The 21250-nt window shown below is 66.4% G+C and carries 23 protein-coding genes and 1 tRNA gene; 9 read left to right on the top strand and 15 right to left on the bottom strand.

All coding sequences use genetic code 11. The annotated features are described in order from the left end of the window. The first annotated feature begins 57 nt into the window (after positions 1–57). From tolB to AC1D2O_RS00620, 5 genes are all read left to right on the top strand, one after another. A complete protein-coding gene (gene tolB / locus AC1D2O_RS00640; protein WP_478087459.1) occupies positions 58–1374 on the top strand; it encodes a Tol-Pal system beta propeller repeat protein TolB in 1317 nt (438 codons plus the stop codon). 22 nt (positions 1375–1396) lie between these two features. After that, positions 1397–1909, top strand: a complete 513-nt coding sequence (pal, locus tag AC1D2O_RS00635; protein WP_442286840.1) for a peptidoglycan-associated lipoprotein Pal — start codon at positions 1397–1399, stop codon at positions 1907–1909. Continuing rightward, positions 1909–2661 (top strand): tol-pal system protein YbgF, encoded by a 753-nt coding sequence (ybgF, locus tag AC1D2O_RS00630; RefSeq protein ID WP_478087461.1) that lies wholly within the window; start codon positions 1909–1911, stop codon positions 2659–2661. Before pal ends, ybgF begins: the two co-directional genes overlap by 1 nt. Before the next feature lie 4 nt (positions 2662–2665). After that, the gene (locus AC1D2O_RS00625; protein ID WP_478087463.1) at positions 2666–3475 is read left to right on the top strand and encodes a tRNA threonylcarbamoyladenosine dehydratase; all 810 of its coding nucleotides are present in this window, start codon (positions 2666–2668) and stop codon (positions 3473–3475) included. A gap of 67 nt (positions 3476–3542) precedes the next feature. Next, positions 3543–3618, top strand: a tRNA-Lys gene (locus AC1D2O_RS00620). A 216-nt stretch (positions 3619–3834) separates the two neighbouring features. On the opposite strand, the gene AC1D2O_RS00615 is transcribed toward AC1D2O_RS00620, so the two are convergent. Genes AC1D2O_RS00615 through AC1D2O_RS00600 form a run of 4 tightly spaced genes read right to left on the bottom strand, consistent with a single transcriptional unit; the run spans position 3835 to position 5757 of the window. Further along, the gene (locus tag AC1D2O_RS00615; protein ID WP_478087465.1) at positions 3835–4542 is read right to left on the bottom strand and encodes a DUF599 domain-containing protein; all 708 of its coding nucleotides are present in this window, start codon (positions 4540–4542) and stop codon (positions 3835–3837) included. 9 nt (positions 4543–4551) lie between these two features. Next, positions 4552–4989, bottom strand: a complete 438-nt coding sequence (locus AC1D2O_RS00610; RefSeq protein ID WP_478087467.1) for a DUF6691 family protein — start codon at positions 4987–4989, stop codon at positions 4552–4554. Between the two features lie 10 nt (positions 4990–4999). Further along, positions 5000–5434 carry a YeeE/YedE family protein gene (locus AC1D2O_RS00605; RefSeq protein WP_478087469.1) on the bottom strand — a complete coding sequence of 145 codons (435 nt, stop codon included), beginning with the start codon at positions 5432–5434 and terminating at the stop codon, positions 5000–5002. After that, positions 5434–5757, bottom strand: coding sequence for a metalloregulator ArsR/SmtB family transcription factor (locus AC1D2O_RS00600; RefSeq protein ID WP_478087470.1), 324 nt, complete (start codon positions 5755–5757; stop codon positions 5434–5436). Before AC1D2O_RS00600 ends, AC1D2O_RS00605 begins: the two co-directional genes overlap by 1 nt. An 88-nt stretch (positions 5758–5845) precedes the next feature. On the opposite strand from AC1D2O_RS00600, the gene AC1D2O_RS00595 reads away from it, so the two are divergent. Continuing rightward, positions 5846–6748, top strand: coding sequence for an MBL fold metallo-hydrolase (locus tag AC1D2O_RS00595; protein ID WP_478155949.1), 903 nt, complete (start codon positions 5846–5848; stop codon positions 6746–6748). 274 nt (positions 6749–7022) lie between these two features. On the opposite strand, the gene AC1D2O_RS00590 is transcribed toward AC1D2O_RS00595, so the two are convergent. The 5 genes from AC1D2O_RS00590 to AC1D2O_RS00570 are packed head-to-tail and all read right to left on the bottom strand — an operon-like array spanning position 7023 to position 10723. Continuing rightward, a complete protein-coding gene (locus tag AC1D2O_RS00590) occupies positions 7023–8369 on the bottom strand; it encodes an ATP-binding protein (RefSeq protein WP_478155947.1) in 1347 nt (448 codons plus the stop codon). Further along, positions 8366–9040, bottom strand: a complete 675-nt coding sequence (locus AC1D2O_RS00585; RefSeq protein ID WP_478089559.1) for a winged helix-turn-helix domain-containing protein — start codon at positions 9038–9040, stop codon at positions 8366–8368. Before AC1D2O_RS00585 ends, AC1D2O_RS00590 begins: the two co-directional genes overlap by 4 nt. Before the next feature lie 31 nt (positions 9041–9071). Beyond that, the gene (locus AC1D2O_RS00580) at positions 9072–9803 is read right to left on the bottom strand and encodes a cytochrome b/b6 domain-containing protein (protein ID WP_478155945.1); all 732 of its coding nucleotides are present in this window, start codon (positions 9801–9803) and stop codon (positions 9072–9074) included. Beyond that, positions 9775–10260: a diheme cytochrome c gene (locus tag AC1D2O_RS00575; RefSeq protein ID WP_478089561.1), complete on the bottom strand. Its 486-nt coding sequence runs from the start codon at positions 10258–10260 to the stop codon at positions 9775–9777. Before AC1D2O_RS00575 ends, AC1D2O_RS00580 begins: the two co-directional genes overlap by 29 nt. A 40-nt stretch (positions 10261–10300) precedes the next feature. Next, complete coding sequence (locus AC1D2O_RS00570) at positions 10301–10723, bottom strand: DUF1924 domain-containing protein (protein ID WP_478089562.1); 423 nt, start codon at positions 10721–10723, stop codon at positions 10301–10303. A 350-nt stretch (positions 10724–11073) separates the two neighbouring features. Between AC1D2O_RS00570 and AC1D2O_RS00565 the strand changes: the two genes are divergently transcribed. The 3 genes from AC1D2O_RS00565 to AC1D2O_RS00555 are packed head-to-tail and all read left to right on the top strand — an operon-like array spanning position 11074 to position 15054. Further along, complete coding sequence (locus tag AC1D2O_RS00565) at positions 11074–11502, top strand: universal stress protein (RefSeq protein ID WP_478089563.1); 429 nt, start codon at positions 11074–11076, stop codon at positions 11500–11502. A gap of 19 nt (positions 11503–11521) precedes the next feature. After that, the gene (locus AC1D2O_RS00560; RefSeq protein ID WP_478089564.1) at positions 11522–12481 is read left to right on the top strand and encodes a cation diffusion facilitator family transporter; all 960 of its coding nucleotides are present in this window, start codon (positions 11522–11524) and stop codon (positions 12479–12481) included. Then, positions 12478–15054 (top strand): cation-translocating P-type ATPase, encoded by a 2577-nt coding sequence (locus tag AC1D2O_RS00555; RefSeq protein WP_478155943.1) that lies wholly within the window; start codon positions 12478–12480, stop codon positions 15052–15054. Before AC1D2O_RS00560 ends, AC1D2O_RS00555 begins: the two co-directional genes overlap by 4 nt. Here AC1D2O_RS00555 and AC1D2O_RS00550 read toward each other — a convergent pair. From AC1D2O_RS00550 to AC1D2O_RS00525, 6 genes are all read right to left on the bottom strand, one after another. Then, positions 15029–15805 carry a beta-ketoacyl-ACP reductase gene (locus tag AC1D2O_RS00550; protein ID WP_478089565.1) on the bottom strand — a complete coding sequence of 259 codons (777 nt, stop codon included), beginning with the start codon at positions 15803–15805 and terminating at the stop codon, positions 15029–15031. The two genes, AC1D2O_RS00555 and AC1D2O_RS00550, sit on opposite strands and share 26 nt — an antisense overlap. After that, positions 15751–15894, bottom strand: coding sequence for a hypothetical protein (locus tag AC1D2O_RS00545; protein WP_478089566.1), 144 nt, complete (start codon positions 15892–15894; stop codon positions 15751–15753). Before AC1D2O_RS00545 ends, AC1D2O_RS00550 begins: the two co-directional genes overlap by 55 nt. 129 nt (positions 15895–16023) lie before the next feature. Then, the gene (locus AC1D2O_RS00540; RefSeq protein ID WP_478156076.1) at positions 16024–17745 is read right to left on the bottom strand and encodes a PHA/PHB synthase family protein; all 1722 of its coding nucleotides are present in this window, start codon (positions 17743–17745) and stop codon (positions 16024–16026) included. A 391-nt stretch (positions 17746–18136) separates the two neighbouring features. Next, positions 18137–18271: a hypothetical protein gene (locus AC1D2O_RS00535; RefSeq protein ID WP_478089567.1), complete on the bottom strand. Its 135-nt coding sequence runs from the start codon at positions 18269–18271 to the stop codon at positions 18137–18139. Further along, the gene (locus tag AC1D2O_RS00530; RefSeq protein ID WP_478089568.1) at positions 18268–18483 is read right to left on the bottom strand and encodes a YgaP family membrane protein; all 216 of its coding nucleotides are present in this window, start codon (positions 18481–18483) and stop codon (positions 18268–18270) included. The genes AC1D2O_RS00535 and AC1D2O_RS00530 overlap by 4 nt, the downstream gene beginning before the upstream one ends. A gap of 70 nt (positions 18484–18553) precedes the next feature. Then, positions 18554–21229, bottom strand: coding sequence for a bifunctional acetate--CoA ligase family protein/GNAT family N-acetyltransferase (locus AC1D2O_RS00525; RefSeq protein WP_478155941.1), 2676 nt, complete (start codon positions 21227–21229; stop codon positions 18554–18556). Positions 21230–21250 lie beyond the last annotated feature (21 nt).

The raw sequence follows: 21250 nt of genomic DNA, 5'->3' as shown, positions 1-21250 counted from the left end.
TGTCAGCTGTTTTGTCCGAGACAAGAAACTTAATCTTCGGAAACCTCTCCGAATTGCATGAAAAAGCCGTTGCAAGACCTCTCCCCAACCCCTTCTTCATCGTTCTTCGCTCGCCGCGCCTTGATTGCGGCCCTTGCCGCCACCCCCGTACTTCCCGCGCTGGCCCAGTTCCGGGTCGAGGTGTCGGGTGTCGGGGTGACGCAACTGCCGATCGCGATCGCTCCGTTCCGGGGCGAGGAGTCGTCGCCGCAGAAGATCTCCGCCATCGTGCAGGCCGACCTCGAGCGCAGCGGACAGTTCCGCGGCGTCGATGCCTCCGGCCAGTCGCTCGACGAGAGCTCGCGGCCCGACCTGAGCCTGTGGCGCCAGCGCACCGCCGATTCGCTCGCAGTGGGCAGCGTGACGCGGCTGGCCGACGGCCGCTTCGACGTCCGTTTCCGCCTTTGGGACGTGGTCCGCGGGCAGGACCTGGGCGGCCAGAGCTACACCGTCCCGCAGGGCGACCTGCGGCTGGCCTCGCACCGCATCGCCGACTACATCTACGAAAAGCTGACGGGTGAGAAGGGCATCTTCTCGACCCGCATCGCCTACGTCACCAAGGGCGGCAGCCGCTACACGCTGTGGGTGGCCGATGCCGATGGCGAGAACGCGCAAGCCGCGCTCGCCAGTCCGGAGCCGATCATCTCGCCGTCCTGGTCGTCCAACGGCAGCCAGTTGGCCTATGTGTCCTTCGAATCGCGCAAGCCGGTGGTCTACGTGCACAACGTGGCCAGCGGCCAGCGGCGCCTGGTGGCGAACTTCCGCGGCTCCAACAGCGCCCCGGCCTGGGCCCCGGACGGCGGCACGCTGGCCGTCACGCTGAGCCGCGACGGTGGCTCGCAGCTCTACACCATCTCGTCCGGCGGCGGAGAACCGCGCCGGCTCACGCAAAGCAACAGCATCGACACCGAGCCGGTCTATTCGGCCGACGGCAGCACGATCTATTTCGTCAGCGACCGCGGCGGTGCGCCGCAGATCTACAAGATGGGCGCCAGCGGCGGGAACCCGGCCCGGGTGACCTTCAGCGGCGCCTACAACATTTCTCCGTCGGTCAGCGGCGATGGCCGCTGGCTGGCCTATATCTCGCGCGTGGGCGGGGGCTTCAAACTCCACGTGATGGAGTTGGCCACCGGCAATGTGCAGGCGATCACCGACACCACGGCCGACGAGAATCCCAGCTTTGCACCGAACAGCAAACTGATCGTCTACGCCACCAAGCTCCAGGGGCGCGAGGCCCTGATGACCACGACGCTCGACGGCAAGATCAAGGCGCGACTGGCGGGGCAGGCAGGAGACATCAGGGAACCGGACTGGGGTCCGTTTCAAAAGCAATGATTAACTTGAGGAGTTCGAAAAAATGTTGAAACGTACGATTTATTCGTTGGCCATCGTGGCGCTGATCGCTGGCTGCTCGTCGGGCACCAAGCTGAACGAAGCGCCGGTGGTCGACCGTGGCGCAGGCCAGGGCTCGGGCGGGGCCGCCAGCGGCGTGGCGCCGGTGACCATCGATCCCAACGCGCAGAACGCGCAAGGCCCGGTCGGCGTGGCACGGATCATCTATTTCGACTTCGACAGCTATACGGTCAAGCCCGAGTTCCAGCAGTTGATCGACGGCCATGGTCGCTTCCTCAAGGCCAACCCGAACCGTCGCGTGTCCATCGAAGGCCACACCGACGAACGCGGCGGCCGCGAGTACAACCTGGCGCTGGGCCAGAAGCGCTCCGAAGCCGTGCGCCGGGCGCTGGTCCTGGTCGGCGTCAACGATGCCCAGATCGAGGCCGTGAGCTTCGGCAAGGAAAAACCGGCGGCGCAAGGCAGCGGTGAAGATGCCTGGGCGCAAAACCGCCGCGCCGAGATCACCTACCGTTGATGATGCGCGGCCTTTCATTGCGGGGCGTGGCCCTCGCATCCGCCTTTCTGTGCACCTCGCTCGGTGCGCAGGCGGCACTGTTCGAGGACGACGAGGCGCGGCGCGCGATCCTCGACCTGCGCCAGCGGGTCGAGACCATGCGCTCGCAGTCGGAGCAGCGGCAGAGCGAGGAAAGCGCGCAACTGCGGCGCAGCATGCTCGATCTGCAGAACCAGATCGAGCAGATGCGCGGCGACCTGGCGCGCATGACCGGCCAGAACGAGCAGCTCACGAAGACCGTCACCGATCTCCAGCAGCGGCAGACCGATGCCGACGACCGGGGCAGGAAGAACGAGCCTTCCAAGGTCGCTGTCGACGGCCGCGAATTCAATGCCGATCCCAAGGAGAAGGCCGACTTCGACGCCGCGCTCGGCATCTTCCGCGCCGGGCAGTTCGCGCAGGCACAGACCGCTTTCGCCGACTTCGTCAAACGCTATCCGCAGAGCGGCTACAACGCTTCGGCGCTGTTCTGGCTCGGCAACGCGCAGTACGCGACCCGCAACTACAACGAGGCCATTGCCAACTTCCGCTCCATGCTGTCGCTGGCGCCCGACCATGCGAAGGCGCCCGAAGCCGTGTTGTCGATCGCGAATTGCCAGATCGAGCTGAAGGACACGCGCGCGGCGAAGCGCACGCTCGAGGACCTCACCAAGGCCTATCCGCAATCGGAAGCGGCACAGGCCGGCCGCGAGCGGCTCTCGCGCTTGCGCTAGGGACGTGACGACCGCGAGCACCGTCGTCGCCGCGGACGACGCCGACCTGGCCCGCCGTTTCGGCGGCCTTGAGCGCCTCTATGGCGTGGCGGGTGCGGCGGCCATTCGCGATGCGCACGTGCTGGTCGCCGGCATCGGCGGCGTCGGTTCGTGGGCGGTCGAGGCGCTGGCTCGCAGCGGGGCAGGGCGGCTCACCCTGATCGATCTCGATCACATCGCCGAATCCAACATCAACCGCCAGATCCATGCGCTCGACGCGACCGTGGGCCAGGCCAAGGTGGAGGCAATGCGTGATCGCATTGCGCAGATCAACCCCGCATGCCGGGTGCTGGCGCTCGACGAATTCGTCGAGCCCGGCAACTGGCAGGCCTTGCTGGCCGCGGCGCAGGAAGCGAACGGTCCGGTGACGGCCGTGATCGATGCCTGTGACCAGGTCAAGGCCAAACTGGCGATGGCTGCCTGGGCGCGCGAAACCGGCACCGATTTCGTCACCGTGGGTGCGGCCGGGGGGAAACGCCTGGCGCACCGGGTCGAGATCGACGACCTCGCATTGGTGACCCACGATCCGCTGCTGGCGCAACTGCGCCAGCGTCTGCGCAAGGAGCACGGTGCGCCGCGCGAAGGCCGCAAGATCGGCGTCGCCTGCGTCTTCAGCCGCGAGAGCGTGGCGCCGCCGGATGCCTCCTGCGCGGTCGAGGGCGATGGATCGCTCAATTGCCACGGCTACGGTTCGGTGGTGAGCGTGACCGCAACCTTCGGACAATGTGCGGCGGGCTGGCTTTTGGACCGGATTGCTCGCAAAGTCACGCTATAATTTCGGGCTTTGCCGGACTCGATGCCGGTTGAAAGAAGCAGAAGAGAATTTGAAGAATTTTGGTCTTGGGACGTTAGCTCAGTTGGTAGAGCAGCGGACTTTTAATCCGTTGGTCACAAGTTCGAATCTTGTACGTCCTACCAAGCCTCAGAGCGCTCCCCGTAAGGGTGGAGCGCTCTTTTTTTTTGTAGCGCACTTTGCTATTGAATTAGGCACTTTGCGGAACACACTTCCGCAAACCTTCGATTCATCTAAGCGGGCGTACCTTCTTTCCCACCTTGTGGCGGATGTAATTCGCGGTCATGCCTTCAATCGTGTGGCCGAGCCGCGATTGCGCATCGCGCGTGCCGCCCTCGTCGTCAATTTCTGTCGCCGCTTTCGCGCGCAGGTCGCGAAATTGAAACTCTGCCTACGGGACGAGTGGGTTCGTCCGTGCTCCCGAAGCGGTCGAAGCTGACCAGCACCGCGACGACACCGAGGGCTGCAACAGGGCCTGCTGCCGGATGAACGATGGAAGCCAGGATGGGTGCAACCAGAACCAGGTGCCTGAGTCCCCAGCTATAGAGGATGCCGGCTCGCCGCACGTAGGCCTGGCCCGCATCGCTCCAGCGATTGCGGGCCTCGGAGCCCACCGGCATCGCGCTGATGAATCCGGCGTGGTTGTAGTAGCGCACCGCCATGACCGACGACAGGAGCGAGGCGAACAGCAGCGACATGAGAACGAACTCGAGCGCGAGTCGCACCGTGAACATCGGCAGCCCAGGTGCGTCACCAAAGGCCGAATGCAGCGAGGGCGCGGCCAGGGTTGCGGTGCCCATCAACGCCAGCGCAGCCGTCGATGCGGTCATCGTGGCCGACATCAGCGAGTTGCGAAGCGTCTGTACCGCCAGGATTTCCGAGCCCTTCTGTGCCGAGACGGCAGCGAACCATTCCTCGCGCAGCATCGCGTGCGCGGTGCGCGCGAGGCGTTCGGGCCTTCGGCGATGCCCGAAAGCAAGGGCAACCTCGCAGGACACGAGGATGGCCACCGTGGTCAGCGCCGCGAGCCAGGTCGCCATGCTCGTCATCTGCCGAACTCAGGCAGCGTGCGGCACCGGCACGCGCTTGCGGCGCTCGAAGAACTCGAATGCGCCCATGCCTACCAGCATCGCCGCCACGAAGACGAGCGCCTTGATTTCGCCCATTCCGAGGGAAACGAGGGCCGGGCCGGGGCAGAACCCCGCGACGCCCCAGCCAATGCCGAAGAGCACGCTGCCGAGGACCAGGCGGCGGTCGATGTGGCGCGCTGAAGGCAGTCGCATCTCGGCGCCGAGGAAGGACGCCGCGCGACGGTTGGCCACCGCGAAGGCGACGGCGCCCACTGCGATGGCTCCCGCCATCACGAAGGCCAGGGAGGGATCCCAGCTGCCGGCGAGGTCCAGGAAGCCGAGCACCTTGGCCGGGTTGGCCATGCCGGACACGATGAGGCCGAGGCCGAAGACCAGGCCGGCGAGAAGCGAAGCGAAAGCAATCATGAAGGACTCCTCAGATACCGAGCAGATGACGCGTCACGAACACCGTGACGAAGCCGGCGCCCATGAAGGCGGCCGTGGCGACGAGCGAGCGGGGCGACAGGCGAGAGAGGCCGCAGACACCGTGGCCGCTGGTGCAACCAGAGCCGTAACGCGTACCCGCCCCCACGAGCAGCCCAGCCAGAATCAACTCGCCATACCCGGCGTCGATCTGTGGCTTGGGCAGCGCCGCGAACAGCAGATAGACCAGCGGCGCGCCGACCAGTCCAAGGACAAAGGCGACGCGCCAGGCCGTGTCGCCCGAAGAAGGCCTGAGCAGACCTCCGAGCACCCCGCTGATGCCCGCGATGCGCCCGTTGAGCAACGCGAACATTGCCGCGGCGATGCCGATGAGCACGCCACCGGCCAGCGCGGCGAGCGGCGTGAAGTGGTTCCAGTCAATGGACATCATTCTTCCTTTGGACAGTAGAGACGGTAGAGAAGCGCGAGGATTTCAAGCATCGACGGGTCGGCCACGCTGTAGAAGATGCTCTTGCCCTCGCGGCGCGTTTGGACCACCGCTTCGTTGCGAAGAACCCCGAGTTGCTGCGAAAGGGTCGGCTGGTGAATGCCCAGCGTCTGCTCGAGGTCGCTCACACACATCTCGCCTTGCGAGAGCTGGCACAGCAGGAGCAAACGGTCTTCATTGGCGAGCACCTTGAGGGCGCCGACCGCCTGGCCGGCGGCGCTGCGCAGGGCTTCGGGGTCGATGACGGGGGAAGGGTGCTTCATGGGGACGGCGTTCAATATCGATTGACATATTATGTAGAGAAATATAATATCTGTCAATTGAATGAACGCCGCACTCACGGAGGACTCCATGACGACCCGCACGACGACCCAAGGCTTCTTCGACCCCCATACGTGGACGGTCTCCTACGTCGTCTGGGACCATGCGACGGAGCGGGCCGCGGTCATCGACCCGGTGCTGGATTACGACTTCAAGTCGGGACACACGAGCACGGCCTCCGCCGACCGGCTGCTGACCTATGTCCGGGAAAAGGGCCTGCAGGTCGATTGGATTCTGGAAACCCACGCGCACGCCGACCACCTGTCCGGCGCGCGCTACGTCCAGGCGCAGGTCGGTGGACTCATCGCCATCGGCGAGAACATCCGTACCGTGCAGGCGACCTTCAAGAAGCTCTACAACCTGGAGCGCGGCTTTTTGCCGGACGGGAGCCAGTTCGACCACCTCTTCAGGGACGGCGAGGTCTTCAAGATTGGCGCGGTCGAGGCCACCGCATTGCTGGTGCCGGGTCACACCCCGGCAGACATGGCCTATCTGGTGGACGGCTCCGTCTTCGTCGGCGACACGCTCTTCATGCCCGACGTCGGCAGCGCGCGTGCGGACTTTCCTGGTGGCGACGCACGCCAGCTCTACGCCTCGATGCGCAGACTTCTGGACCTGCCGCCTGAAACCACGATGTACGTCTGTCACGACTACCCGCCTGCATCGCGGCAGGCCCGATGGCAGACCACCGTCGCCGAGCAGCGAGTCCACAACATCCATGTGCGCGACGGCATCGGCGAGGATGCCTTCGTCGCGATGCGCACGGCGCGCGACGCCACCCTTGATGTTCCGACGCTCATTCTCCCGTCGATTCAGGTGAATGTGCGCGGCGGGCAGCTTCCGCCCCCGGACGACAACGGGGTCGCCTACCTTCGCATCCCGCTGAATGTCCTTCCTGTGCACCCGCACCTCGAGGGCAATCAGGAAGCTTGAGCCCGGCCTGGGGCCTGGCAATTCAAAAGGGGCATCATGAACACGAAATCACACTGGGAATCCGTCTACGGGACGCAGGCTCCGGAAGCGGTCAACTGGTACGCTGCGCATCTGCTGCTTTCGCTTTGATACGTGCGGAAGGCGGCCCCCGCAAAGGACGCCCGCATCATCGACGTCGGCGGCGGTGAATCGACGCTCGTGGATGACCTCCTGGCCGATGGCTACGGCAGAGAGCAGCGACGCGGAGATCATGCGTGCAATCCCCGAACGGTACTCAGCCGGCGACCCACTCGACGCTCACCGCGAGGCCGCCCAGGCGGATCGACCGCCCGATGCGCACCACTGCCTTCTGTGCCGACGCGACGCGCCGCACGATGGACCAGCCCAAGCCGCTGCCGCTCTCGCCGCTGCCGAGCACGCGGAAAAAGCGCTCTCCGCACCGCGCGATGTCCTCTTCCTTCATGCCGGGGCCGCTGTCCTCGACCCTGAGCCTCACATGGCCCTGCCAGCGCTCGACGTCGATGTGGATCGATGCCCGCGCCGGACTGTAGCGGATCGCGTTGTCGACCAGATTGCGAGCCAGCACCACAAATAGCGTCGGATCGCCGCGAACCAGGCATTCGCCCGTCGCGTCGACTTCAATGCTCTGCTGCTTGCGGATGGCTGCCGGGGCGGCATCGGCCACCACGCCACGCACGAGGGCGCCCAGTTCCACCGGCTTGCTTTCAAGGTCGGCGCCGGCCTCGAGGCGCGACAGCGTCAGCAACTGTTCGACCAGGTGCGTGGCTCGGTCGCACCCGGTGAGCGTCGCTTCCAGCGCATGGCGCCGCCGGCCATCGTCGGCCTCGGCGAGCGCGACCTGCGCTTGCACGCGGATGGCGGCGATCGGCGTGCGCAACTCGTGGGCAGCGTCGGCTGTAAAGCGGCGCTCCGACTCCAGGAGTTCGCCGATGCGTCGGAACAAACCGTTGAGTGCATCGAGCATCGGCGTCATCTCCGACGGCGCGCCGTCGAGAATGACCGGGCTCAAGGCCTGCGGCTCGCGTCCCGCGAGCGTCTGCCCGAGCCTTCTGAGCGGCAGTGTGCCGCGACGGACCGCCCACCACACCGAGAGCGCCAGCAGGGGCAACGCGACGAATACCGGCCAGAGCGTGCTTCGCAGCACGGCCCAGAGAATCGAGGATCTCGAATCCACTCGCTCGCCCACATACACCTGCACATCGCGCTCGCTGCCGTGGGCTGCGAAGACGCGCCATGTCGCCCCGTCGATCCGGGTCGTGCTGAAGCCCGACTTGAAGTGCCGCCCGGGATCGATCATCGGCAGGGGAGGGGCGTTGGCGGACCGCAGCGTCAGCCGGCCTTCATGGAAGACCTGGAAGGCCACCTTGGGTGCGTAGCGATGCAGCACCGGGGCCTCAACGTCCTGCTCCTCCTCGGACGGCGCTTGCATCTGTTGTGCAACCAGCAGCGCGGCGCCTTGCGACAGATGGCCGTCGAGCAGTTCGTCCAGTTCGTGGCGCACGTCGAGCCAAGTCATGACTGCGGTTGCCAGCCACACGCACGCCACCGAGCCGAGTACGAGCAACAGAAGGCGGCCCTGGAGCGAGCGGGGCATCGTCATCGTCGGCCTGGCTTCTCACGCACGAGCACGTAGCCCACGCCGCGGACGGTCTGGATCAGCGAGGCGCCGAGCTTGCGACGCAAGTGATGCACATGCACCTCGATCGCATTGCTGTCCACTTCCTGCCTCCAGCCGTACAGATGCTGCTCGATCTGTTCGCGTGAGAGTACGCGACCGGCATTGAGCATCAGCGTGTGCAGCAGCGCAAATTCACGAGCCGGCAGCGCGACCGGCTCGCCCGCAAGATGCACCGTGTGCGCGGCGGGATCGAGTTCGACATCCTGGGCGCAAAGCCGTTCCTGGGGCTGACCATGAGCGCGGCGGATGAGGGCACGCAGGCGCGCCGCGAGTTCATGCAGGTCGACGGGCTTGATGACGTAGTCGTCGGCACCGAGATCGAGCCCTCGAATGCGATCGGGCACGCCGTCGCGGGCGGTCAGTACCAGGATGGGGATCGTGATGCCCGCCTTGCGCACGGCGGCGAGCACAGGCAGGCCGTCCTTCAGCGGCAGGCCCAGGTCGAGCACAGCCGCCGCATACGGCTCGGCGCGCAGTTCGCGTTCGGCGGCTTCGCCGTCCCGCACCCAGTCGACCTGGAAATCGAACTGGCGCAGGCCCGCGCGAAGACCGTCGCCCAGCAGAGGATCGTCTTCGGCCAGCAGGATGCGCATGGGGAATTGTGGGAACAATGGGGCCGCGTTGTCAGTCGTCGTCCCGATCCTGCGTCACGCCTTTTTCGGACACGGCGGCCGGGCCGTTGGCAACGCCCTTCGGTGCACTCTGCCACTGCGTCCACCAGAAGCCGAGCACCGCCACCATCATGAGGATGCCGACGCTGCGCCAGGCGYTGCGCACGCCGTCCCCGGGTCGGCCTGTCTTGCGGCCTGTGACCATGGCGCCGATCAGGTTGTCGCGGTGAAGCCAGCTCCCGAGCAGCACACCGGCGATGTGAATGCCGACCACGCCGAGCATGATGTTGGCTGCGGCTTCATGGAACTCTTCCAGCCACTTTCCTCCCATGTCCTCGTAGGTGGCCCAGCCCAACGCCGTCACCGCAAGCGCCAGCCCGAGCAGCGCGACGATGGCGATCGCGCCTGCGGGGTTGTGTCCCGTATGGTGTGGCGCGGATCCGCCAAGCATGCCGCGGAGGTAGGCCGCGACCGCGCGCGGCCCGCGCACGAAGTTCGAAAAGCGCGCATAGCGAGTGCCGACGACGCCCCACAGGAGGCGAAAGACGACAAGCCCAGCCATCGTGTACCCGAGCGTCACGTGCACCAGGCGCCACGATTCGTGCTCCGCGGTGAGGTACGCGCCGGCAAAGCACAGCACGATGAGCCAGTGGAAGACGCGCACTGGCACATCCCAGACGAGGATCTTGCGGGACCCCGGGCCGGCCGTGTCGCGTTCAGCGGGGGATGCGGACGTTGCGTTCATTGAAATCTCCTTGATCGGCTTGGGTGTGGCAGGCCGCGCAATTGGCGGCGTTCCTGACGTTGGGCAGATTCCAGGTGGCGGGCGACACCTCTCGGTGTTTCCGGACGAACCAAGCCGAGCGCGTGATGCGGTCTTCCGGCGGTGGCTCGCTCCGGCGCCCGCTGGTGGCTGCATTCGCGGTCAGCCAGTTCGCCAGCGCGGTCACCGTGCCAGGGTCCAGCGAGGCGTCGGTGCCGTAGTGGCGGGGAAGGGTCGCCATCACGCGCTGCCAGGAGTCCACCGGCAGCAGGCCCGGCGGGTAGGCGATGTGGCAGGCCGCACATTCCGCGCGGTACTTCGGCAGCAGGGGCGTGCGTGCCGCGGGGTCGCCCCCATCGGCCCAAGCCTGCGTGCCGACGAGCGCGGCCAGTGCGCAGGCCCACGCGCCTGCCTGTCGGGGGGAGAGTCGGTCTGCCATGGTGCGGATTCCTGATTGAAGTGTCGACATCGCCACTGCCTCAGGGCTTGAGATGGATCAACCAACTCAACACATCGGCTTTCTCCGCAGCGGTGCATTCGCGACCCACGACGTCATTGCAGTTGCGGCGGAACCACTTGTCTGCCTTGGCGGCATCGGTGAACCGCTCGGGGTTGAAGGCCGGGGCGAGCGCGGCGATCGGCTTGCCGGTGGCGGCGTGCCGGCCCGGCACCGTCGGCACCGCGCCGTGGCACGAAGCGCAGCTCCACTCGCGGCCGTGGCGGCTGTTGAACAGCACCTGCCCTCGTTCGGGGTTCGGGGCGGCTCCAGCTTCGCCGATGTAGCCGGCGAGCAGCGCGTCGGGGGTGGCAGCGCCGGCCGCGGGCGCGGCGACGATGGCGGCCATCCAGGCCGCGGCGGCGGACCGACGATAGGCGGGCCGGTGCAATTTCAACAAGCTCATTTCAACTCCTTGGATGGAGCGATCGTGTCGCCGCAGGATTAGCGTTTCCTTAACGCGGCGCCTGCAATCCGGCCGTTTTCGACGCGGATGCGCGCTCGGTCGTCGCCGCTTGACCCAGGTCAAGGGTCGCCGTCGCCTGGCGCTGGAACATCGGCCATGCTCGCTTCACCGTCGTCGCCGCCTCCACCCGTCTTTCGTGCCCGGGGCCTGGGCAAGATCTACCGCGCCGGCGATGTGGAAGTCGTCTATCCGCCGGCGGCCGGGTGAAGACATGCAGCGTGCCCCTGGTGCAGCAGGGCTGAACCGCTGCCCTACACTTTGCAGACCAACAACAACTGGAGGTTCGTGCCATGAAGATCCTTGTTGCGACCGATGGGTCCAAGAATGCCTTGCGCGCGGTCAAGTACGCGGCCAGGCTCGCGCACCTGCTGCGCACTGCGGCGAACAAGATCACGCTGATCAGCGTCCACGACGACACCGGCCTGCGCCATGCCAAGGCCCTGGTCGGCAATTCGGAGGTCGCGGACTATCTGCGCGAACTCAGCGAGAAGGAGCTCAAGCCGGCCCGCAAGCTGCTGCAGGCCGACGGCATCGGCTACGACATGGAGATCCGCACGGGCCACGTGGCGCAGGAAATCGTCGATTGCGCCAACAAAGGCAAGTTCGACATGATCGTGCTGGGCTCGAAGGGCCGCAGTGCAGTGGCCGATCTGTTGATGGGCTCCGTGGCGCAACGCGTGCTCGCGACCGCGAAGCAGCCCGTCGTGCTGGTCAAGTGACCGGCGGACGCGGGACGCCATGAATTTCGACGAATTCCCCGACGATCCCGAGGACACCGTACACAGCGTCGAGCAACGTGCGAAAGCAGCCTCGCGCAGCACCTGGGTCAGCGTCTTCGTCAACCTGCTGCTCACCATCACCCAGATCACGGTCGGCTTCTTTTCCAAGTCGCAGGGACTCGTGGCCGACGGCATTCATTCGCTCTCGGACCTTGTCGCCGATTTCGTGGTCCTCTTCGCGAGCCATCACAGCAAGAAGGAAGCCGACGAGGACCACCCGTACGGCCACCAGCGCTTCGAGACTGCGGCTTCCCTGGCCCTCGGCTTGCTGCTGCTCGCCGTGGGCGCGGGCATGCTGTGGTCCGCGTTTCGCAAGCTCGAGTCGCCCGGGACCGTGCAGCAAGTGCACATCGTCGCGCTCTGGGTTGCCGGCGGTGCGCTCGTCGCGAAGGAACTGCTCTTTCGCTACATGCTGGCCGTCGCCAAGCGCGTGAAGTCGGGCATGCTGGTCGCCAACGCCTGGCACGCGCGTTCCGATGCGGCTTCGTCGCTCGTGGTCGGCATCGGCATCATCGGCAACCTGGCCGGCTATCCGATCCTGGATCCGATCGCGGCGCTCATCGTCGGCTTCATGGTGGCCAAGATGGGATGGAGCTTCGGCTGGGATGCGCTGCACGACCTGATGGACCGTTCGATCGACGAACAGGAAGTCGAGGCGATCCGTCGCACGCTCGCCGAAACCGAAGGCGTGCGCAACGTGCATGACGTGCGCACTCGCAAGATGGGCGACATGATCGTCGCCGACGCGCACCTCGAAGTGGACGCCACCGTCAGCGTCGAGCAGGGCCACGACATCGCGGTCGCGGCCCGCCAGCGCGTGCTGCAACGGCATCGCGTCCTCAATCTCATGACGCATGTCGATCCGTGGCGCAGGCCGGACCTCGACCATGCGGCACCGGCGCTGCAAACCGACCCATGAGCAAGGCCCCGTCCGGGTCGGCGTTTGCGTCCATGGCTGGCGGCCTGAGCGAGGACGAGGCAGGGCGGCGGCTGCAACGGGACGGTCCGAACGAACTGCCGGTCTCGCGCCCGCGCGGCGTATGGAGGCTGGCGCGCGAGGTGGCGTCCGAGCCGATGTTCCTCCTGCTCGTGGCATGCGGCGCCATCTACATGGTGCTCGGCGATTCCCAGGAGGCACTGATGCTGCTTGGCTTCGTCTTCGTGGTCATGGGCATCAGCTTCTTCCAGCAGCGGCGCAGCGAGCGGGCACTCGATGCCTTGCGCGACCTGTCCAGTCCCCAGGCCCTGGTTCTTCGCGACTCGAGGGCGCGCCGAATCGCCGCGCGCGAGCTGGTGGTGGGCGATATGGTGCTGCTGGCGGAAGGCGAGCGTGTGCCTGCCGACATGGACCTTGTCGAAGCGGCCAACCTCGCCATCGACGAATCGCTGCTGACCGGCGAGTCCATGCCGGTGGCGAAGGAGGCGCCGTTGTCGCGGCAGGTGAATGACACCGCAAGGGCTTTCTCCGGCACCCTGGTGACGCGCGGTGTCGGACGCGGCTGCGTGATCGCCACCGGCGAGCGCAGCGCGTTGGGGCGAATCGGCCAGTCGCTCGCGGGCATCGCGGTCGAGTCCACGCCGATCCAGCAGGAGACGCGGCGCGTGGTCCAGCAGGTGGCCGCCGTCGGCCTGGCGCTGGCCGGCGCGCTCGCAGTCGCCTATGGGATCACGCGAGGCGACTGGCTGCACGGCGTGCTGGCAGGGCTCACTTTCGCGATGGCCATCCTGCCGGAAGAACTTCCGGTGGTCCTCACGCTCTTCCTGGGCCTGGGGGCGTGGAGGCTGGCGCGCGAAAAGGTCCTGGCCCGCAGCATTCCCGCCATCGAGCGGCTCGGCGCCACCACCGTGCTGTGCGTGGACAAGACCGGCACGCTGACTGCCAACCGGATGACCGTGCGGCGACTGTGGTCCGAGGAGGCGGTCCATGACCGGCTGTCAACGGCGGGTCAAGCGTTGCAGGAAGAGTTGCACGGCGTTCTCGAATACGCCGTGCTTGCCAGCCATCGCCGGGCCTTCGATCCGATGGAGTCCGCCATCGCCGTCACCGGGCAGCAACTGCTTGCCGGCACAGAGCACCTGCATGCCGAATGGACGCTGATCGACGACTATCCCCTGTCGCCCGAGATGCTGGCCATGTCGCGCGTCTGGCAGTCGCCGGACCAGCGCGACCGGCTCATCGCGGCCAAGGGCGCGCCCGAGGCCATCGTCGACCTCTGCCACATGGATGCCCATCAGGCCGAGATCGTGGCCGCGCAAGTGCGTTCGATGGCGCGCGATGGCCTGCGCGTGCTGGGCGTGGCTCAGGCCACCTTCGGCGTGGGATCGCTCCCCGAGTTGCAGCACGACTTCGAGTTCCGGTTTCTTGGGCTCGTCGGCCTGGAAGACCCCGTCCGCCCCGATGTGCCCCAGGCCATCGCCGACTGCCGGGAGGCCGGCATCCGCGTCGTGATGATGACCGGCGACCATTCCGCGACTGCCGTCTCCGTGGCGCGGCAGGCCGGTCTGAATGCCGACGCGCCAGCCATCACCGGGGTCGAGCTGGCCGCGCTGTCCGATGAAGAGCTCCAGGCGCGGCTCGCCGACGCGCACATCTTTTCACGCGTGCAGCCCGATCAGAAGCTGCGCCTCGTCCGCGCCTTTGGCGCGCGGGGCGATGTGGTGGCCATGACCGGTGATGGGGTCAACGACGCGCCCGCGCTGAAGGCGGCCGACATCGGGGTGGCGATGGGAGCGCGCGGCACCGAGGTGGCGCGCGAGGCGGCCGCACTGGTCCTGATGAACGATGACTTCGCCTCGCTCGTGACCGCGGTGCGCTACGGCCGCCGTGTGTTCGCGAACCTTCGCAAGGCCATCGTTTTCGTGGTGGCGGCGCATGTGCCGATCGTCGGCCTGTCCGTCGTGCCGGTTCTGCTGGGATGGCCGATGCTGCTGATGCCGGTGCACATCCTGTTTCTGCAACTGATCATCGATCCGGCCTGCTCGGTGGTGTTCGAGTCCCTGCCTCTGGAGAGCGATGCCATGAAAACGCCTCCACGCCGTGCCGACCAGCGCCTCTTCGACAAGGTCGTGCTGATCCGTGGCCTTTGGCAAGGCACCGGCTTGCTCGTGCTGCTGGTCGCGGTCTACGCAGGGGGTCGGCTGTTGGCCCCACCGGATATCGACGGCGACGACATGGCACGAACATTGACCTTCGTGGTTCTCGTGCTGTCCAACCTGGCGCTCATCCATGCCAACCGGTCATGGGGTCGTGGGTCGTGGCGCGACAACCGCGAATCGAACAAGCAATTCGGCTGGATCGCCGCCGGTACGATCGTGCTCCTGGGTGTCGTGCTGGCCGTCCCGGCCTTCGGCCGGCTGTTCTCGTTCGCACAGCCTCCGGCGCTGCTGTTGGCGGGCGCGCTGGGCGTTTCGAGCTTGAGCTTGTTGTGGTTCGAGTGCAGCAACTGGGCCCTGCGTCATTGGACGCTCAGGGCATGTACTTGCCGCCATTGATCGACAGCGTGATGCCGGTGATGAATGCAGATTCATCCGACGCGAGGAAGACGACGGCGCGCGCGATCTCGGCCGGGGTCGCGAGTCGACCCGCAGGAACCGCCTTCAAGATCTGCGACAACACTTCCGGCGGGACGGCGCCGACCATCGACGTGTCCGTGTAGCCTGGCGCGACCACATTGGCCGTGATGTTCCGCGACGCGCCTTCGAGCGCAAGCGACTTCGTGAACCCGATCAACCCGGCCTTGGTGGCCGCATAGTTGCACTGCCCGGCCTGTCCCGAAAGTCCGTTGACCGAACCCATGTTGACGATGCGGCCGAAGCGGCGTTCTCTCATGCCTTCGATCACGCAGCGGCACATGTTGAAACAGCCGCCGAGATTCACGTCGATGACTTCGCGCCATTGCTCGAAGCTCATCTTGTGCAGCATCGCGTCGCGCGTGATGCCGGCGTTGTTGACCAGCACCTCGATCGGGCCGACTTCGGATTCCACGCGCGCCACGCCTTCCCGGCACGCGACAGGATCGGCCACATCCCAGGCGAACGCCGGTATGCCGGTTCTGGCGGTAAACGCCTGTGCGAGGTCGGTGCGCGAGCCATAGTTGACGGCGACGCGGTAGCCGGCGCCGAGCAGGGCCTCCGCCGTGGCGGCCCCGATGCCGGCGGTCCCGCCGGTAACCAGTGCGACACGCATGTTCAAGCCTCGACGAGAAGGTTGTCGATCAGGTTCGCAACACCGGGGGTCGACCATGCGATGACGCCGACGTCGCTGGCGGTGATTGCGGGACCGAAGATCAGTTCGGCGACGATGTCGCTTCTCGGCATGGCATCGGATTTCATGGGGCCCTTTCGAGCGAGTGGACAACGCCGCTCATGGCGCCCACTGTAGGAGGGGCGAGACCCGCATGGCTTGCGCTGGATCAAATTGCGGCTTTCGGCGCAAGGCCCGGGCGCAGCGGCGGTCCCGACTCATCGCATCAGCACATAGGTGCCCGGCGCGTCACAGTCCGGCGCAAGGCCGAGGCGCGCATTGCCCATGCGCGGCGGCTTGCGCGGCCGGCCGGAACGGTCAGCCAGCCAGGCCTGATACGCGGGCCACCACGAGCCTTCGACATGCTCGGCGCCGGCCACAAATGCCTCCGGCGGCACGTAGGGTGCATTCTCGGCGCGATGCAGCATCTGGTAGCGGCGATGCGGGTGTCCGGGCTCGCTCACGATGCCGGCGTTGTGCCCGCCATCGGTGAGAACGAATCGGATCTCGGTATCGCACAGCAGATTCAGCTTGTAGACAGAGCGCCAGGGCGCGACGTGATCAGTACGCGTACCGACGGCGAAGATGGGCACCTTGATGTCGCCCAGCGACAAGGGCTTGCCTTTCACCTCGAAGCGCCCCTGCGCCAAGGCGTTTTCGAGGAACAGGCTGCGCAGGTAATCCGCATGCATCCGGTACGGCATGCGTGTCGCATCGGCGTTCCAGGCAAGCAAGTCGGTCATCGGTGCGCGCTTGCCGAGGAGGTAGGTCTGCACCATCGGCGACCAGATGAGGTCGATCGAACGCAGCAGCGCAAAGGCACCGGCCATCTGCTTGCCGTCGAGGTAGCCCTGGCGCGCCATGAGGTCCTCCAGGAAGGTGAGCTGGCTCTCGTCAATGAAGAGGCTGAGCTCTCCGGGCTCGGTGAAGTCGGTCTGCGCGGCCAGCAAGGTCATCGTGGCCAGCCGGTCGTCGCCGTCGCGCGCCATGGCGGCCGCCCCGATCGCGAGCAGCGTGCCGCCGAGGCAGTAGCCCAGGGCGTGGATGCGCGTATCGGGCACGATCGCCCGGATGGCGTCGACGCTCGCCATCAGGCCCTGCGACAGGTAGTCTTCGATTCCGAGGTCGCGATCGTCGGCGTCCGGATTCCGCCACGAGATCGCGAACACCGTGTGGCCCTTGCCGACCAGATAGCGGATCAGGGAGTTGTGCGGGGACAGGTCCAGGATGTAGTACTTCATGATCCAGGCGCTCATGATCAGCACCGGCTCGGGATGGACCGTGGGTGTGCTGGGCGCGTACTGGATGAGTTCCATCAGGTGGTTGCGCAGGACGACCTTGCCCGGTGTCACCGCCACGTGGCGCCCCGGCTCGAAAACCTCGGCGTCTTTTGGCGGCAGGTGCCGGAGGGTGCGCTGAAAGTCCTCCGCCCAGTGCTGGGCACCATGGAGCAGGTTCATGCCGCCCGTCGCCGCGGTCTGCCGCAGGGCCTCTGGATTGCTCGTGAGGCAGTTCGCCGGCGAGAACATGGCGTGCAGTTGCCGCGCTGCGAAGGCGACGATCTGTTCGTGATGGTGGTCGACGCCGGGCACACCTTCGGTCAACTCATGAAGCCATTTTTCTTGCGCGCCATAGGCCTGCCTCAGCAGATTGAACGGCCAAGCGCCCCACGACGGATCCGCGAGACGGCGATCGCTTTTGCTGGCGGAGGGTGTCGGCGTTCCGACGTCCGGCAAGGACCGGGAGTCTGCAATGGCCGTCTCCATCGCCTGCATCCACGGACGGACCAGCAGCACCTGCGAGCTGCGCGCTGGCTGCGCCGCAAAGTGAATCGCCCAGTCCGACCACGCCAACATCAGGGAGGCGGGCGACAAGCCCCGGGTCAGCTGGGCCATGCCCGCATGCAGGGTGCGGTCCAGCGAATCCTTCGGGTCGTCCATATTGTTGTCCTTGATCGGGCCATGCCGGCAACCATGCGATGCCGACGCGCACTGGAGTCTGGCGACGTCACAGCGTCCGGCCTTGATCCAAATCAATTCGGATGGACATCTGCTTGCAACGCTGGCGTATCCGGATGATGCACACAACGCCACAAGGTTCTACGCCAGGGCGCGGCATCGAGCCATCAGGGTGCGGGAGGCGAGGCGATCATGGTGCGCCAGACGAGGCACGATCGTCGCAACGCGGTTTGACGCCACGCAAGGGCGAACCGTGACGCGGGCGCTACGAGCCGCACTCGACCGGCGCTGGACACATTGAGGCGTAAACCGCGCGTGCAGCCACTGGGCGCTTGAATCGCTTGCGACAGCGGACGTTGAACCAGGGCGGTGATCAGTCCTGCGTCACCCAGGCCACCACCAGGGCCGAGGCAAGCCAGAGCACGCCTGCCCCCAGAAGTGCCAAGGCAACGACCGTCTTCCACGCGATGCCTGCGGCCCGGCCTTGGCGCGGGATGATGACTTTCATGGCGAACCCTTCGGGGCCGGCGAATCGGTGTTTGCGCAGGTTCTGAGACCGAACAATGCATAGGCAGGACAATTGCCCACCAGGCCCGTGACCAAGGGAACGACGCCGACAAACCCCCATGGCCCGATCATTCCCACGATCGACAGTGCGAGCAGCACCACACCCGCGCCAACGCGCAGCAGGCGATCGAGGGTTCCAACGTTGCGAATCATGGCGCCGACTCCTTGGCTGTGCGAATGCCGTCATCGTGCGCCGACCTCGCATCGTGAATGTTGCGGTGGATCAAGGTCCGTTGCCGTCGTTCAGCACCTTGACCATCCGCCGCAGGCCGGAGGAGTCCGCATCGATCGGATCCGCCTTGAAGCCCATCGTTCGGGACAGGTTCAGCATGCGCGTGTTCTCGCGCAGCACGAGGCCGACGAGGCGGCCGATGCCTTGGCTCCTGGCATGGTCGATCAGTTGTTCGAACATCAGCTTTCCCAACCCGCCTCCTTTGAGGTCGGAGCGCACGATGATGGCGAACTCGGCCTCCACGCGGTCAGGATCGCTGACCGTGCGCGCCACGCCCAGCGTCTCGGGCACGCCCTGCGCATCGGCGGCCTCGGCGATGAAAGCCATTTCCCGGTCATAGTCGATCTGGGTCAGCCGCGCCAGTTCGCTGCGCGGAAGCTCGCGTCGCATCTGGAAAATACGCAGGCGGACATCCTCCGGGTCGAGTTTTTCCAGGAAGCGCCGGTGCTGGGCCTCGTCTTCCGGACGGATGGGGCGCACGGTGATCGAGCGATCGTTCCAGGCGCAGGTGCGAATCCACTGCGTGGGGTAGGGAAGGATCGCGAAGCGGTCCGCGCCGGCGCCAGGCGCCGCCGCGATCCGTATGCGGGCGTCGAGCGCCAGCGCACCGTTTTCGTCGACCCACAGCGGATTGATGTCGAGTTCAGCCAGTTGCGGCAAGTCAGCGAGCATCTGGGACACCGCGATCAGCACGTCGTACAGCGCATCCATCTGCGCGGGCGGGTGGTCGCGATAGCCGGCCAGCAGTCGCGACACGCGTGTGCGCGATACGAGTTCGCGCGCCAGGCTCCGGTTGAGCGGAGGCAGGCCAATGGCGCTGTCGGCCGTGACTTCCACCGCAGTCCCGCCCTGGCCGCACAGGATGACGGGACCGAAAACACTGTCGATGCGGGCGCCGACGATCACCTCCTGCGCGTGCTGGCGGTGCACCATGGGCTGCAGCGTGAAGCCATCGATGCGCGCCTCGGGCCGGGCGGCATGCACAGTCCGCAGCATGTCGCTGACCGCGCGGTCCAGCGATGCCTGATCGCGAATGCCGAGCATGACGCCGCCGACATCGGACTTGTGCGTGATGTCCCGCGAGTCGATCTTGATCACCAATGGATAGCCCAACTCGCGCGCTCCGGAAAAAATGGCCTCGGCCGAGGCTGCGACTTTCAGCGTCGGAACGACAGGGATGCCGTAGGCCTTGAGCACGGTCTTGGCTTCCTGCTCGCCCAGCCATTCGCGGTTTTCCGCCAGCGCCGTGTCGAGTTGCAGCTGCGCCCCCGCGACATCGGGCGTCGGCCTCTCGCTGGCGCTGGGCGCTTCCATCAGGGTGTCCTGGTTGCGCCGGTAGGTTTGCAACATCGCGAACGCGCGGACCGCTTCTTCCGGCGTCGGATAGTCGGGTACGCCGGCCTCTTCGAAGATCTGGCGCGCCTGCGCGACCGCGGCGTCCCCGAGCCAGGTGCTCATGACGCGCGGAACGGTCCGTCGCAGCAATGGAAGGCAAGCGCGGGCGATGTCGTCGCTGCGCACGATGGCGGTCGGTGCGTGCACGAAGAGCACGGCGCCGGTCGATTCGTCGGCCAGCAGGGAGGAGAGCGTGGCGGTGTAGCGCTCGACGGGCGCGTCGCCGATGATGTCGACCGGATTCGCGTGTGACCAATGGTCCGGCAGCATGGCGTTCAGCCGTTCCATCAGCGCCTCGCCGGGTTCGGCGAGCGCCACGCCGGCACGCGCTGCTGCGTCGGCGGCCATGACGCCGGCACCGCCGCCGTTGGTCATGATGGTGAGCGTTTCGCTGCGATTGCCGCGAAAGCGCGCCAGCGTCTCGGCGGCGATGAACAGATCCTGCAGCGTGTCGACCCGCAACATGCCCGCGCGCCGGATGGCGGCGTCATAGACGACGTCGGAGCCGGCCAGCGCGCCCGTGTGGCTGGCGGCGGCGCGTACGCCATGGCCCGCGCGCCCGGCCTTCACCACGATCACTGGCTTGTTGCGGGCCGCCGCGCGCGCGGCGGACATGAATTTGCGCGGCGATTCCACCGATTCGATGTAGAGCAGGATCGACCGGGTGCGGGCATCGTTGGCCAGGTGGTCGAGCAAGTCGCCGAAGTCGACATCGCAATGGTCGCCGAGCGACACGAGATGAGAGAGGCCGATCCTTCGGCTCTTGGCCCAGTCGAGCATGGCAGTGACCAATGCGCCGGATTGCGACACGAAGGCGATTTCGCCGGGTATCGCGTCGGTGTGGGCAAAGCTGGCGTTGAGTCCGATGTGTGGGCTCAGCAGGCCGATGCAATTGGGTCCCAGGATGCGCATCAGATACGGGCGCCCTGCGTCGAGGGCCGATTGCTTCTGCGCCGCGCTGAGTCCCGCCGTCATGACGATGACCGCGCGGGTGCCGATCGCCCCGAGTTCAGCCACCAATTGCGTGATCGTGTCCGCAGGCGTACACAGAAGGGCGAGGTCCGGCGCCGCCGGCAGGTGCGCCGCCTTTGCGAACACCGGGACACCATCCAGGAAGGTGTGTTTGGGATTCACGGCGTAGGCGGGACCGGCAAAGCTGCCCTCGCGCAGGTTGCGCCAGACGGTCGAGCCGACGCTGCCGGCCCGGTGGGAGGCGCCGAAGACGGCGACCGAAGTCGGCGAGAGCAGGCGGTCCAGGTGGCGAATGGTCATGAGAGCGCTTTCTGTGGGGAC

The sequence above is a fragment of the Variovorax sp. P1_G12 genome (genome assembly GCF_056405555.1).
This window is presented reverse-complemented; position numbering and strand designations above follow the sequence as displayed.

What these genes read in the sequence shown, in the direction of transcription:
- tolB (WP_478087459.1), top strand. Translation starts at nt 58, where the DNA reads ATGAAAAAGCCGTTGCAAGACCTCTCCCCAACCCCTTCTTCATCGTTC.
- pal (WP_442286840.1), top strand. Translation starts at nt 1,397, where the DNA reads ATGTTGAAACGTACGATTTATTCGTTGGCCATCGTGGCGCTGATCGCT.
- ybgF (WP_478087461.1), top strand. Translation starts at nt 1,909, where the DNA reads ATGATGCGCGGCCTTTCATTGCGGGGCGTGGCCCTCGCATCCGCCTTT.
- AC1D2O_RS00615 (WP_478087465.1), bottom strand. Translation starts at nt 4,542, where the DNA reads ATGACGAGCATGGCGACCTGGCTCGCGGCGCTGACCACGGTGGCCATC.
- AC1D2O_RS00610 (WP_478087467.1), bottom strand. Translation starts at nt 4,989, where the DNA reads ATGATTGCTTTCGCTTCGCTTCTCGCCGGCCTGGTCTTCGGCCTCGGC.
- AC1D2O_RS00605 (WP_478087469.1), bottom strand. Translation starts at nt 5,434, where the DNA reads ATGTCCATTGACTGGAACCACTTCACGCCGCTCGCCGCGCTGGCCGGT.
- AC1D2O_RS00600 (WP_478087470.1), bottom strand. Translation starts at nt 5,757, where the DNA reads ATGAAGCACCCTTCCCCCGTCATCGACCCCGAAGCCCTGCGCAGCGCC.
- AC1D2O_RS00595 (WP_478155949.1), top strand. Translation starts at nt 5,846, where the DNA reads ATGACGACCCGCACGACGACCCAAGGCTTCTTCGACCCCCATACGTGG.
- AC1D2O_RS00590 (WP_478155947.1), bottom strand. Translation starts at nt 8,369, where the DNA reads ATGACGATGCCCCGCTCGCTCCAGGGCCGCCTTCTGTTGCTCGTACTC.
- AC1D2O_RS00585 (WP_478089559.1), bottom strand. Translation starts at nt 9,040, where the DNA reads ATGCGCATCCTGCTGGCCGAAGACGATCCTCTGCTGGGCGACGGTCTT.
- AC1D2O_RS00575 (WP_478089561.1), bottom strand. Translation starts at nt 10,260, where the DNA reads ATGGCAGACCGACTCTCCCCCCGACAGGCAGGCGCGTGGGCCTGCGCA.
- AC1D2O_RS00570 (WP_478089562.1), bottom strand. Translation starts at nt 10,723, where the DNA reads ATGAGCTTGTTGAAATTGCACCGGCCCGCCTATCGTCGGTCCGCCGCC.
- AC1D2O_RS00565 (WP_478089563.1), top strand. Translation starts at nt 11,074, where the DNA reads ATGAAGATCCTTGTTGCGACCGATGGGTCCAAGAATGCCTTGCGCGCG.
- AC1D2O_RS00560 (WP_478089564.1), top strand. Translation starts at nt 11,522, where the DNA reads ATGAATTTCGACGAATTCCCCGACGATCCCGAGGACACCGTACACAGC.
- AC1D2O_RS00555 (WP_478155943.1), top strand. Translation starts at nt 12,478, where the DNA reads ATGAGCAAGGCCCCGTCCGGGTCGGCGTTTGCGTCCATGGCTGGCGGC.
- AC1D2O_RS00550 (WP_478089565.1), bottom strand. Translation starts at nt 15,805, where the DNA reads ATGGTCGACCCCCGGTGTTGCGAACCTGATCGACAACCTTCTCGTCGA.
- AC1D2O_RS00545 (WP_478089566.1), bottom strand. Translation starts at nt 15,894, where the DNA reads ATGAAATCCGATGCCATGCCGAGAAGCGACATCGTCGCCGAACTGATC.
- AC1D2O_RS00540 (WP_478156076.1), bottom strand. Translation starts at nt 17,745, where the DNA reads ATGGACGACCCGAAGGATTCGCTGGACCGCACCCTGCATGCGGGCATG.
- AC1D2O_RS00535 (WP_478089567.1), bottom strand. Translation starts at nt 18,271, where the DNA reads ATGAAAGTCATCATCCCGCGCCAAGGCCGGGCCGCAGGCATCGCGTGG.
- AC1D2O_RS00530 (WP_478089568.1), bottom strand. Translation starts at nt 18,483, where the DNA reads ATGATTCGCAACGTTGGAACCCTCGATCGCCTGCTGCGCGTTGGCGCG.
- AC1D2O_RS00525 (WP_478155941.1), bottom strand. Translation starts at nt 21,229, where the DNA reads ATGACCATTCGCCACCTGGACCGCCTGCTCTCGCCGACTTCGGTCGCC.